Below are 12,126 nucleotides of genomic sequence, written 5' to 3'. Positions count from 1 at the left end.
AGAAGAGCGTATAAAGTTCCCTTTTTCGCCCCAATCATCGTTAAATATCATCCCTATAAATCAGATCAAATCGTCGTTTTAGCGAACAGGAGAAAGAAAAGCATGATTTCAGCTACAATGAGATGAGGGGGGACGACAATAAATATATTAAGGATAAACAGGACACAGAGTATTCCAGTTAAGAAAAAAATGACTCTGAGACGGGGTTTAAGATGACTTAATCTGTACTGATGAAATACCAGTAAAACCGACAAAAAGTAAATAAAAACAGAAGCAAAGGTAAAGCAAAGCACAAAGATATAGTCTACTTGTCCCAAAAACAAGAGCTGAATCGAAGCAGCTAGCATGCTAAGGGAAAGATAAATAAACAAATGACCATAAATAATAGTCTGTCCTGCTGATTGTTTTGATTTATCTACGCGCTTCTCCATATTCTCAAAATATTGCCACCAGATTGCGATGACTAATATAAAAGCCAAAGCGGCAAATACAACGGAAGAAACCGTAAAATGATCGGATTGTAAAACAGAAAGCATACTTATCACAGATTCGCCAAGCAGAATTAAGGTGAACTGTGCAAATCGTTCTAAAAGATGCTCCGTATGGATTGGTGTGATCACCAACTTTTTACGACCAATCAAAGGAACGAGGATATCAACAGCTATACCGGTATATAAAATCAAATATCGAACCCAAGAGTCAAAGAAAAGGGAGAAACTAGAGATGACTATTCCAATCCAAAAATAGGTTCCGAAAAAACGAGCTGTTTCCTGTTTATGAGCCGTTTCTTTGGGCGCCGAAAGTAAATATTGAACGACAGTTAAACCTCTTAACCCAATATAGCCAACAAAAAAAGATACATAATACGCATCAAAATCTATATTCAAACTGGCAGTCATGATTAACACGAAAAACAATTGCAGGATCATAAAGATTCGATGCGTTATACTGTCTTGACCAAAACGGTTGTTGTAGACAGTTTGCCCCACCCAAGCCCACCATATCGGGATAAAAATCATAATGAACTTCTCCATATGTTCCCACGAGATACTACCATGCTCAACATGTAGTAAAACATGAGTGGCCTTAGAGACAGCAGCTACGAATAGTAAGTCATAAAAGAGTTCAAGCCAGGTAACCTTTTTTATTAACATTGTGTAATGGAGCCCCCTCTGGTATAGCGGTGCAGCATGGTGCACCATCAGTCTCGCTCCATTGTCTGCCGTATTTCTGCAAATATTATTTAAAATCTAAGATACTTCTCATTATTTCGTAATCGTTCTCGCTTTGTCAAGAGTGTTCGCAGCCAAAACATCCCCTTAAATAGCTATTTAAGAAGACATTTTAGAAGGCAGATTCGTTTGCAGGTATTCCAGGGCATGACCTCCCAGCCATCCTTTGACTAGCTCCTCAGGGTAATGCTTCAGCAGCAGTTCTGCAAAAGCCGGATATTTCCCCGAGTGTTCCAAGCCTTGCACATGGTGCTCGATACCGTCAAAATCAGAGCCAAACATCAAATGCCTTTCGCCCCCTAATGAACAAATATGCTCAATATGCGGTAGCAGATCCTCAGCAGTTACTGTATCCTGCTCTTTGAGAAACATGGTGACGAAGGTCAAACCAATCCGTCCGTTACGGGCGATCAGTGCACGAATCTGTTCATCCCGCAGATTACGAGGATGAGCACATCTCGCAAAGACATTCGAATGCGAGGCGATGGGCGGTAGAGTAGCCTCCTCCAGCACCTCCCAGAAGCCCTGTACGGACAGATGCGACACATCTAACAGCAGTCCCAGGTCATTACAGCGATTGACCAAATCGCGCCCCTTGCTAGTCAGCCCGCCACCTCTATGTTCCATAATGCCGTCAGCTGCCCAGTTCGCATAATTCCATGTCAGCCCAATCAATCGTACTCCCATGGCATAGCATAATTCTGCATAAAAAGGGTTCCCTTCCAGCGCATCTACCCCCTCCAGTGAGAGCAAAGCCCAAGGTGCCCATATATGATCCGTCCCATTACCATCCAAATACGTTATCTTTTCCGTGCGCTTCTCTTCTCCTGCCTGCTTTACTTGCTCTTCCTGATGCACTGCGGACGCATTTTTCCACATTGCCAAGTCTTCCTTCCACAGCAATGGTCTCAACCCACCGGAGATAGAGGTAACATGCTGCCTGAACAGCTCAATTTGACGTACCACATGCTCAAATCTTGGTGTGCCTAATACCTGTGAAATATATATAGCAAACGTTTGCAACTGCACGTTACCTTCTAGCAAACGTTCTTTTGTGACATCAAGCGATGGATGACTGAAATCGATCTGCGCATCGAGCTGCATTTTACATAACACATCACAATGAAAGTCAACAACTGGCCAATTCACTTTTAGCTTATCATTCATGCATCTTACCTCCATTTATAGATTGAAGCACCACAAATTTATTTTAAAAATCATAGTAACAGACTCACAATGCAAAAAAGCCCGTTTACAAATCGTAAACAGGCTCAGGCAACTTACATTTATTATCTTGGCTCTACAATCAATTTGATCGCAGTCCGATCTTCTCCATCAATAACAATGTCTGTAAAAGCAGGAATACAAATCAAATCCACTCCGCTTGGTGCGACAAATCCCCGGGCAATGGCTACCGCTTTAATGGCTTGGTTTAGTGCACCCGCTCCAATCGCCTGTAATTCTGCATTTCCGCGTTCACGCAGTACTCCTGCGAGTGCGCCTGCAACTGAATTAGGATTGGATTTTGCTGATACTTTTAATACATCCATAGTAAGTACCTCCCCTGGGAATGATGATGGTTTGATTCCACTATTAGATGTTATTCGAGGGTCAGCAAAAAATTCCTGCTTTTTGGTGACAGTTTTCCTTATTCTTTCCTTAAGCAGCTTACAAAAAAGTTAATCCATCCGCCATTCATCTTCTTTGAGTCTGATTTTCTGAATTTTGCGGGCTTTTCCATCGTTATCATTCAGCTCTACGCTGATGGCATGGAAATGCCATTTGCCCATGTCCACTTGAAAACGCACCGGAAGCTGGGTCTGGAATTTCTGTAACACAGCCTCTTTCTGCATTCCAAGCACTCCCTCATAAGGACCTACCATTCCCGCATCTGTCTGATACGCAGTTCCTTGTGGCAAAATTGTATCGTCATTGCTCTGTACATGTGTGTGCGTACCTACCACGATTGAAGCACGTCCATCCAAATGCCAACCCATAGCGATTTTTTCCGAGGTTGCTTCGGCGTGAAAATCAACTAGGATATGTTTATGTTTTTTGCGCAACTCATCGACAATTTCATCTGCTGCACGGAATGGATCGTCAATAGCTGGCAAAAAGGTTCTACCTTGCAGATTAACAATAGCCAGCTCCTTACCTCCACCCTTTACAACGGTATAACCCCGGCCCGGTGTTCCTGGTGGAAAGTTAGCCGGGCGAATGATCCGTGGCTCATCATCTATAAAATCAAATATTTCCTTATTGTCCCAAGTATGATTTCCCATCGTAATCCCATGGACGCCCCAATCAAAAAACTCTCTGGCGATAGCAGGAGTTATGCCTCTTCCCGAAGCTGCATTTTCTCCGTTCACGATAATAACATGCGGATTGTATTTTGATTTGAGCGAAGGAAGATTTTCCCTCAGTGCCTTTCTGCCTACACTGCCGACGATGTCTCCAATAAATAATACGTTGATAGAAAGCCCTCCCTAGTCTGCCTTACATAAATGAAAAGTGGCCCTACAAACAGCGGCCACTTTTCATTGAAATGCTTTTATTTTGCGTATTCTACCGCACGGGTCTCGCGAATAACAGTAACTTTGATATGTCCCGGATAGTCCAGTTCATTCTCAATCGTTTTCGTAATATCGCGGGCCAGTCGGAATGCTTCCGCATCATCAATTTTCTCTGGCTGTACCATGACACGAACTTCGCGTCCGGCTTGAATCGCGTATGATTTTTCAACGCCTTCAAAAGATTCGGAGATGCGTTCCAGCTTCTCAAGACGACGGATGTACGTCTCTAGCGTTTCACGCCGCGCTCCCGGTCTTGCTGCTGATAGAGCATCTGCCGCCCCAACCAGCATGGCGATCACTGAAGTCGCTTCGCAGTCGCCGTGATGTGAAGCAATGCTGTTTATGACGACCGGGTGTTCCTTGTACTTTTTCGCCAGTTCCACGCCAATTTCAACGTGCGATCCTTCCACTTCGTGATCCAGCGCCTTCCCGATGTCATGCAGCAATCCTGCCCGTCTTGCCAGTACAACGTCTTCGCCCAGTTCCCCGGCCATTAGACCTGTCAAGTATGCAACTTCCATCGAGTGCTTTAATACGTTCTGTCCGTAACTCGTACGGAACTTAAGACGTCCCAAGATCTTGATCAAATCCGGATGCAAGCTATGCACGCCCACCTCAAAGGTGGCCTGCTCACCATATTCACGGATTCGTTCGTCCACCTCTTTACGGGATTTTTCCACCATCTCTTCAATACGAGCCGGATGTATCCGTCCGTCCGCTACGAGCTTTTCAAGCGCAGTACGCGCAATCTCTCTACGAATCGGATCAAATCCGGACAAAATAACAGCTTCCGGCGTATCATCAATAATGAGGTCAATTCCTGTAAGGGTTTCAAGTGCACGGATATTACGGCCTTCGCGCCCGATAATCCGGCCTTTCATTTCTTCGTTCGGCAATGTGACGACAGAAACCGTCGTTTCTGCTACATGATCTGCCGCACAGCGTTGGATGGCCAGTGTGATGATTTCACGAGACTTTTTGTCCGCTTCTTCTTTGGCCTGCTGTTCAATTTCTTTAATCATCTGAGCTGTTTCATGACGAACTTCCTGCTCTACGTTGGTCAGAATAATACTTCTTGCATCCTCCATCGTCAGATTGGAAATACGCTCCAACTCAGTTACCTGACTCTTGTAAATCAAATCAATTTGCTGCTGGGTTTCATCGATTCGTTTCTCTTTGTTGGCCACCTGTTCTTCTTTGCGTTCCAGCGATTCCAATTTTTTATCCAGCGATTCTTCTTTTTGCAGCAATCTTCGTTCCTGTCGTTGAATTTCATTGCGACGTTCACGAGTTTCTTTTTCAGCTTCGGCACGGATGCGGTGAATTTCATCTTTCGCTTCCAATACCGTTTCCTTCTTCAGCGCTTCTGCCTCTTTTTTCGCGTTCTCCACGATTTGCGCGGCAGCTTCTTCCGCACTGGAGATCTTAGCTTCTGCAATAGATTTGCGAATAAAATAACCAATCCCGAACCCAAAGAATAACGCGGCTACAGCAACGAGAACGAACCAGATCGCAGTCATCATACTGTTCACCTCCCCGTTGGTTCCTCCAAGGCATTCCTTGGGACTTTTTGCAATTGTCACATTTACTTTGATCGTCAAACTAAGATAACGACACAAGGTCGTTTCATTTCATATGCACATGCTTTCACATGTACAATTCCGCCTGGCATAGCGGCATCACTTGTTATTTGGCGATGAGAACTCACCGGTGGATTCCGCTTTTTTGGAAGGAAAAAGGGCGTTCCACAAGTATCGTTTCATATATATTTTATTATTTGACAAATGGCATTGTCAAGGGAATGCAAACATTAGTAGAGTACCATGCAGCTTTCCATGTAATAACTAGCTCATCCTATCCGTTCATACTAGCCCAAGGTTCAGCAGCCGTTTGGCAATTATTCCTCCCACTGCAACAATTCCTCGTCATCTGAAGCAGCGTCATGCTCGGCCGCAGTGAGATGATTGACCACTCGGCGTGTCATATCCCCCGAATATCCGCGTCTCATGAGAAAAGGGTAGGTTTTCCTTTTTTTCTCCATTATATCACCACGTACCTGATTCCATTTCTTACGTCCGATCGTCAAAGCACTCTCCCACTCCTCATTATCGGTGATTTCACCTAACGCTTCCCCAATAGAGGCTTTAGAGATGCCTTTCTGACGGAGTTCTTGCCTAACCCACATCTTCCCCTTACGTTGGCTAGTTATACGCTGCCTTGCCCATTGGCGGGCGTACAAATCATCATCCACGAGTTGCTCCCTTTCCAGTCGGACCATTACTTCGTCAATAACAGACTGATCCAGTTCTTTTTGCACCAAACGCTGGGCAATTTCCTGACGTGTGCGAGGCTTTCGCCCCAAATATCGAAGCGCGAGTACATAGGCCTGTTGCTTTTCATCTGCCAGAACAATATCTTCCAGTTCTTTTTTGACGAATAACGTTCCTTTGAACATATTGTACTTGATCATTACATCTTCTAATACAGACAGTGAATACGGGCCAAAATGAATGATATAGCGTCCACGTTTGCGTCCCTGTCCCTGCTCTACCCTAGTAATCATCAATTCCTCATGATCCGGAAAAAGAGAAATTTCTTGTTGCTTATTTGCTTCCGCAGAATATTCATCTTCATCGTCCAACTGCAATATATTTCCCTCACTTTGAAATTCACGAAAGCAGTCTTTGGACAACTGCTACGCAAAAGTTAGATTCCGCTGATAAAGCAGCTTTAATTGATGCAAAAATGCCCTGCACAACTGTGCAGGGCATCAGAATCATGCTATTCAACCGGATTGTGCCATAACCCTGGCTCCAGTTCACAAATCAGGATTCACCAAGCTTTATTCAAGCTCCAACAATTCCTGTTCTTCCTTGGCTTGCTGTGCCAACTCTTCTTCTGTAGGCGGAGCAACCGTCGTAATCAAATTGCTTGCCACCCGAATTTTTTGCTCGATCGTACTAGCAATGTTCGGATTTTCCTTCAAAAATTGCTTCGCATTCTCACGTCCCTGACCAAGGCGCTCACCTTCGTAGGAATACCAAGCTCCACTCTTGTCGACAATGTCATGCTCCGTACCGATATCGATCAAGCTACCTTCTTTGGAAATGCCCTCACCGTACATAATGTCCACTTCAGCCTGACGGAATGGAGGGGCAACTTTATTCTTCACGACTTTAATACGTGTGCGGTTACCCACAATGTCGTTACCCATTTTCAAACTTTCAATACGACGAACATCCAAACGTACCGTAGAGTAAAACTTCAAGGCACGTCCACCTGGTGTTGTTTCAGGGTTACCGAACATAACACCTACTTTTTCACGTAGCTGGTTAATAAAAATAGCAATAGTTTTCGATTTGTTAATGGCTCCAGACAGCTTACGCAATGCCTGCGACATCAGACGTGCTTGAAGACCGACGTGGGAATCTCCCATTTCGCCTTCAATCTCTGCCTTCGGCACAAGTGCCGCTACGGAGTCAACAACTACAATGTCTACTGCTCCACTACGTACAAGGGCTTCGGCAATCTCAAGCGCCTGCTCTCCTGTATCTGGTTGCGATAGTAACAACTCATCAATATTGACACCCAGCTTGCTTGCATACGACGGATCAAGCGCATGCTCGGCGTCGATAAAGGCGGCTTGTCCGCCTGTTTTTTGCACCTCTGCGATAGCGTGAAGAGCTACTGTCGTTTTACCGGATGATTCCGGTCCGTATATTTCAATAACCCGGCCTCTTGGAAAGCCGCCCGTTCCTAACGCAATATCCAAAGCAATCGAACCACTGGGGATCGTTTCCACTTGCATGTGGGTAGACTCACCCAACTTCATAATGGAACCTTTACCAAATTGCTTTTCTATTTGACGGAGCGCCATATCCAGCGCAGCACGACGATCTGACAATAAACTCACATCCTTCATTGTTTGTACTTTAATAATACCTTGTTTTGACACGCTTGCCAAGCATTTTTTCGAACATACATTCGTTTTTTTATTCACACAGCTCTCTTCTGTAATTACACCTGTCTCTTAAAACAAAAAAAGAACCGCTGGCAAAAGGCTTTGCAACGGTTCTTCCGATAAGGTGATTATATCATGAATATCTATCTAAAACAACTCTACGACCCACACTGTACATAGATGATTAAGAGAGTTTCTCGTTCTCTACCAGCCTGCGCCACAATCTGTACAGAATCGCTTTGACTGATCGCAGTCGGATTGTTTCGCGGTTACCACTCAGTCTCAGTTCATGTACTTCCGTTTCCTTGTCGCGTTCAGCAATGCCAATATACACTAGACCGACTGGCTTCCGTTCGGAATACCCAGGCCCGGCTACACCAGTAACTGAAAGTCCAAAATCGCTGTCCATGATCATTCTCGCCTGCTCTGCAAGCACAAGGGCCACTTCCTTACTCACTGCACCTGGCGCTTGATCCCCTTCCAAATAATCACAAGGCACGTTGAGTAATTTCATCTTCATTTCATTGGAATAGCACACGATGCCACCTTGAAACATAGTAGCACTGCCAGGTATAGAAGTGAGGTGTTCCATCAGCATTCCACCTGTACAGCTTTCTGCCGCACTCACAGTGAGTCCGCGATTGGCCATTAGATCTACGATAACCTTCTCCAGCGTAACATCTTCGCTTGCATACATAAATTCCGAAAGACGCTGCTGAATTTCTACTTCCGTAGCCGTCAGCTTAATCAATGCTTCACTTTCGCTGGCCGCCTTGGTGGATATACGGATCGTGACTTCCCCTTCCTTGGCATAAGGAGCAATCGTGGGGTCTGTCTGGGATTGGATCAGATCTAACAAACGGGTTTCAAGAGCTGACTCACCAATCCCTGCAAATTTTAGCATTTTTGAATAAATTGGCATTTCCTCACCGCTCAATGCCTGCTGAAGCAACCAAGGTTTGGCCTGGTTTGCAAACATCGGTTTGAGTTCCTTAGGAGGTCCAGGCAAAACTACATAAAATTTACCATCCTGTGCAATTGCGTCGCCCACAGCTAGCCCTGTCTCATTTTCAAGCGGAGTAGCACCTTCAATAGAAAGCGCCTGCCGGCGGTTATTTTCGGTCATTTCTACCCCACGGTTACGAAAAAATTGATCTAGCTTGTCCATTGCAAGACGATCTATGTGCAATTTTCGCCCCAATACAGACGCTATCGCATCTTTCGTCAAATCATCCTGGGTCGGTCCCAGACCGCCAGAAAATAAAATAATATCCGCACGCTTCTGAGCAATTCTTATGGCTTCCTGAAGCCGATCTATGTTATCGCCAACCACAGTCTGAAAATATACATCGATTCCAATTGTAGCCAACTCTTGTGACAAATATTGAGCATTTGTATTCACTATTTGTCCGAGCAATAACTCTGTTCCTACCGCAATTATTTCAGCTTTCATCAATTCTTCCTCCTGTACTGCGAATATGATGGGAATTATATAAAGAAACAGCAATAAGTTTAGTCCCTATTGCTGTTTCCATAAAATTTATACTGTTAAACCTTGGAGGAGCTCAGCAAATGGATATTTTTCACGAAATAATCAATACCCGAATAAATGGTGATCAACACCGCTGCCCATATCGCTATTAAATCAAACGGTATACCAAGAAAAACAAACGGGAAATTATTAATGAGCAGCGCTACTATAGCAACAATCTGAATGATCGTCTTTAATTTGCCCCAATTGCTTGCAGCAACCACAGACCCATCCAGCAAGGCAATCTGACGCAGCCCCGTAACCGCAAACTCACGGCTAACAATCACAACAACAATCCACGAATCAATTTTCCCCATTTCTACCAAGGAAACCAAAATGGCGGTTACCAAAAGCTTATCAGCAAGGGGGTCCAACAGCTTGCCCAAATTGGTGACCATATTATTTTTACGTGCCAAATACCCGTCAAGACCGTCCGTGCTGGCTGCTACAAGGAAAATGATAGCCGCAATCAGCTGATTATACGGCAGCTTGAAAGCTCCGATCTCAATCGGTGGCGGATAAAAATCAAAGTCCACCAGCAAAGCCAGCATCATCACCGGGATAAGGCAAATCCGCGTTATTGTAATTCTGTTGGGTAAATTCACAACACACTCTCCCCTGATTATCGTACTTGATTACAAATGGCAGTTTTCGGATTAAATTCAACCCTATGTAAATCGCTTTCGGCGAGCGCTATACACCTGAATTGTCTGCATTTTCGTTACAAGTATAATATGGCGCAAAACGCATGTCAAAATAACCTGCCGCACATCAAGCAACGTTTTTCCTGCAAAATATATGAGGGAAAACGTCTTTATTTCATGTTTGTAAATTGAAGCTCCAATGGCAAATCAGCTTTACGTAGCAATTGAATGATCGCCTGTAAATCATCCCTGTTTTTCCCGGTCACCCGGATTTGATCACCTTGAATCTGACTTTTAACTTTTAGCTTGGAGTCCCGAATAAGAATGTTAATTTTCTTGGCATTATCCTGATCAATTCCCTGCTTCAGCGAAAGACGCTGACGCACTGAACCTAGAGAAGCGGGTTCCAATTTGCCATACTCCACATTTTTGAGGGACAGACCTCGTTTAGCCATTTTAGACTGCAAAATATCAATCACCGCATTCAGCTTGTATTCGTCTTCCGATGCAATCGTAAGAGCTTCTTTCTCAAGCTTGAGGCTACTTTTGCTATCCTTGAAATCAAATCGTGTTTCAATTTCACGCTCCGTCTGATGAACCGCATTTGTTAACTCCTGCATATCCATTTTGGAGACGATATCAAATGAATTTTCTGAAGCCATCGTTTCACTTTCCTTTCCACAACAAAGTTCAATATCTAATTATAGGCTAGTCATTTACAAAAATCCAATAATCGGTTGACTAAAAAGGCGTTCTTGCCAGTTTTCCTGACAAAAACGCCTTTATTTCATTTACGGTCAAAATATCTAATTATGGCTTCGTGTTGGAGTTCGGAACATATCCAAAAGTCCAAGCACAATGTGAGCAAGACCAAAGCCCAGTATGCCATAGCCCCATGCATTCGGTGTCAGATAATAGCCCAGTAAACTGACAATTATACCGAGCCCAGTCACAATCCAGCTGACGGTCATAACGTATACACCTCACTTTGCGGAAAATGAAATGACTGCCTTTCCAGGAATTACAGTCATTAGTATTTCCTCGCACCAAGGCGTTTATTCACCATTAGTAGTTGTAGAATCTGTACCACTTTGTGCTGAATCCGTACTGCTACCTGTCGTAGAATCTGCAGGTAAACCCGTCACCCCTGCACTCGTTCCGGTCGAAGAGGCTTCTCCTTGCTGTATCAGTACACGAGTAGTCGATTTATTATCTGTTATCGGTTGACCTGCTACGGAAATATCTGTGGCAGAAGACCGCCCTGATTTGATATATAAACCTTCTGGACCAATATCGAAAGACATGGCATCTCCACTTTTAGTCATACCATAACTCAGCTTTTCTCCACGGGAATTTTCTCCCTTGTATACTTCAAGCCAGCTTTCACCCGTAGCTTTAATATCAACCTTGGCTGTGGCTCCCGTTGCACTGGAAACTTTAAAAATCGTCGTCTTGCCTTGCTTGCCGTCCTGTGCCACAGTTACACCTTGTTGTGGAGTAGTCGTATCCGGCTGTTGTCCAGTATTTGGAGTAGTAGCATCCGTATTCCCCGTACCATTTGGCTGAGTTTGTCCGGTTTGCCCCGCACCAGGAGTCTGCCCACCAGCACCATTTGGAGCCGTCGTTTGACCATTGTTCGGCTGTGTCGTAGTGGTATCAGGAGTAGACGTGTTTGGTGTTGTACTCGGTGTTGTACTCGGTGTTGTACTCGGTGTTGTACTTGGTGTAGTAATCGGTGTTGTGTTTTCTGCTGTTTTTGGAGTTGAATGGTTGTTGCTCACCCAATAAGCATAAATAACCCCAACAATGAGAACTAGAAAAAGCCACATTAACGCTGTAGGCAACCATTTAAGATTACCAATCGTGGCGGGACGGCTGGAGCGTTTCTGTGTAACAGGCTCCATGACTGCTTCCGGTTCAGGTTCAGGCACATTGCTTTGATGCCCTTCCAGAATCTCATCAGGATTCAACCCGACCGTTTCAGCGTATGTTTTAATAAAAGCTCTGACATAAAAGCTTCCCGGCAGCACTTTGTAATCGCCCGTCTCAATGGCTTCCAGATAACGTTTGCGTATCTTCGTCATTTCCTGAACATCGTCAAGGCTCAATCCTTTTTGCAGCCGGGCCTCCTTTAATTGCTGACCCAGTTCTGACATGTCATCATCTCCTTGTGTAATTACGCTTA

Annotated in this window: 12 protein-coding genes; all 12 read right to left on the bottom strand. The window is 44.5% G+C overall.

From position 1 onward, the window contains the following. Positions 1-65: 65 nt before the first annotated feature. The 12 genes from MHH57_RS10075 to MHH57_RS10020 all read right to left on the bottom strand — a co-directional run bounded on the left by MHH57_RS10075 (position 66) and on the right by MHH57_RS10020 (position 12,097). On the bottom strand, positions 66-1,154 hold the full coding sequence (locus tag MHH57_RS10075; protein ID WP_029517044.1) for a low temperature requirement protein A: 1,089 nt from the start codon (positions 1,152-1,154) through the stop codon (positions 66-68). A 177-nt stretch (positions 1,155-1,331) separates the two neighbouring features. After that, positions 1,332-2,399 (bottom strand): membrane dipeptidase, encoded by a 1,068-nt coding sequence (locus MHH57_RS10070; RefSeq protein ID WP_342435054.1) that lies wholly within the window; start codon positions 2,397-2,399, stop codon positions 1,332-1,334. Positions 2,400-2,521: 122 nt separating this feature from the next. After that, on the bottom strand, positions 2,522-2,782 hold the full coding sequence (locus tag MHH57_RS10065) for a stage V sporulation protein S (RefSeq protein WP_007430104.1): 261 nt from the start codon (positions 2,780-2,782) through the stop codon (positions 2,522-2,524). A gap of 129 nt (positions 2,783-2,911) precedes the next feature. Continuing rightward, positions 2,912-3,706 (bottom strand): TIGR00282 family metallophosphoesterase, encoded by a 795-nt coding sequence (locus MHH57_RS10060; protein ID WP_013309959.1) that lies wholly within the window; start codon positions 3,704-3,706, stop codon positions 2,912-2,914. A 77-nt stretch (positions 3,707-3,783) separates the two neighbouring features. Then, entirely contained in the window at positions 3,784-5,328 is a 1,545-nt protein-coding gene (gene rny, locus MHH57_RS10055) for a ribonuclease Y (RefSeq protein ID WP_013309958.1), read from the bottom strand. Between the two features lie 374 nt (positions 5,329-5,702). Continuing rightward, on the bottom strand, positions 5,703-6,452 hold the full coding sequence (locus MHH57_RS10050) for a RecX family transcriptional regulator (protein ID WP_342425966.1): 750 nt from the start codon (positions 6,450-6,452) through the stop codon (positions 5,703-5,705). Between the two features lie 195 nt (positions 6,453-6,647). Next, complete coding sequence (gene recA / locus MHH57_RS10045; RefSeq protein ID WP_023988239.1) at positions 6,648-7,709, bottom strand: recombinase RecA; 1,062 nt, start codon at positions 7,707-7,709, stop codon at positions 6,648-6,650. Between the two features lie 241 nt (positions 7,710-7,950). After that, positions 7,951-9,219 carry a competence/damage-inducible protein A gene (locus tag MHH57_RS10040; protein WP_039273576.1) on the bottom strand — a complete coding sequence of 423 codons (1,269 nt, stop codon included), beginning with the start codon at positions 9,217-9,219 and terminating at the stop codon, positions 7,951-7,953. Positions 9,220-9,314: 95 nt separating this feature from the next. Further along, positions 9,315-9,902 (bottom strand): CDP-diacylglycerol--glycerol-3-phosphate 3-phosphatidyltransferase, encoded by a 588-nt coding sequence (gene pgsA, locus MHH57_RS10035; RefSeq protein WP_013309954.1) that lies wholly within the window; start codon positions 9,900-9,902, stop codon positions 9,315-9,317. Positions 9,903-10,111: 209 nt separating this feature from the next. Continuing rightward, positions 10,112-10,603 (bottom strand): YajQ family cyclic di-GMP-binding protein, encoded by a 492-nt coding sequence (locus MHH57_RS10030; protein WP_013309953.1) that lies wholly within the window; start codon positions 10,601-10,603, stop codon positions 10,112-10,114. A gap of 144 nt (positions 10,604-10,747) precedes the next feature. Continuing rightward, on the bottom strand, positions 10,748-10,912 hold the full coding sequence (locus tag MHH57_RS10025) for a hypothetical protein (RefSeq protein WP_023988236.1): 165 nt from the start codon (positions 10,910-10,912) through the stop codon (positions 10,748-10,750). An 84-nt stretch (positions 10,913-10,996) separates the two neighbouring features. Further along, complete coding sequence (locus tag MHH57_RS10020; protein ID WP_029517040.1) at positions 10,997-12,097, bottom strand: RodZ domain-containing protein; 1,101 nt, start codon at positions 12,095-12,097, stop codon at positions 10,997-10,999. Between the last annotated feature and the right edge of the window lie 29 nt (positions 12,098-12,126).

Source organism: Paenibacillus sp. FSL H7-0442, from assembly GCF_038593105.1.
Lineage (GTDB): Bacteria > Bacillota > Bacilli > Paenibacillales > Paenibacillaceae > Paenibacillus > Paenibacillus polymyxa_D.
The sequence above is the reverse complement of the archived record's forward strand: the minus strand, read 5'-3'. Positions and strand labels throughout refer to the sequence as shown.

Excerpts from the sequence above, each read along its gene's own strand:
- MHH57_RS10020 (WP_029517040.1), bottom strand. The coding sequence starts at position 12,097 with ATGTCAGAACTGGGTCAGCAATTAAAGGAGGCCCGGCTGCAAAAAGGA.
- MHH57_RS10025 (WP_023988236.1), bottom strand. The coding sequence starts at position 10,912 with ATGACCGTCAGCTGGATTGTGACTGGGCTCGGTATAATTGTCAGTTTA.
- MHH57_RS10030 (WP_013309953.1), bottom strand. The coding sequence starts at position 10,603 with ATGGCTTCAGAAAATTCATTTGATATCGTCTCCAAAATGGATATGCAG.
- MHH57_RS10070 (WP_342435054.1), bottom strand. The coding sequence starts at position 2,399 with ATGAATGATAAGCTAAAAGTGAATTGGCCAGTTGTTGACTTTCATTGT.
- MHH57_RS10075 (WP_029517044.1), bottom strand. The coding sequence starts at position 1,154 with ATGTTAATAAAAAAGGTTACCTGGCTTGAACTCTTTTATGACTTACTA.
- rny (WP_013309958.1), bottom strand. The coding sequence starts at position 5,328 with ATGATGACTGCGATCTGGTTCGTTCTCGTTGCTGTAGCCGCGTTATTC.
- MHH57_RS10040 (WP_039273576.1), bottom strand. The coding sequence starts at position 9,219 with ATGAAAGCTGAAATAATTGCGGTAGGAACAGAGTTATTGCTCGGACAA.
- MHH57_RS10065 (WP_007430104.1), bottom strand. The coding sequence starts at position 2,782 with ATGGATGTATTAAAAGTATCAGCAAAATCCAATCCTAATTCAGTTGCA.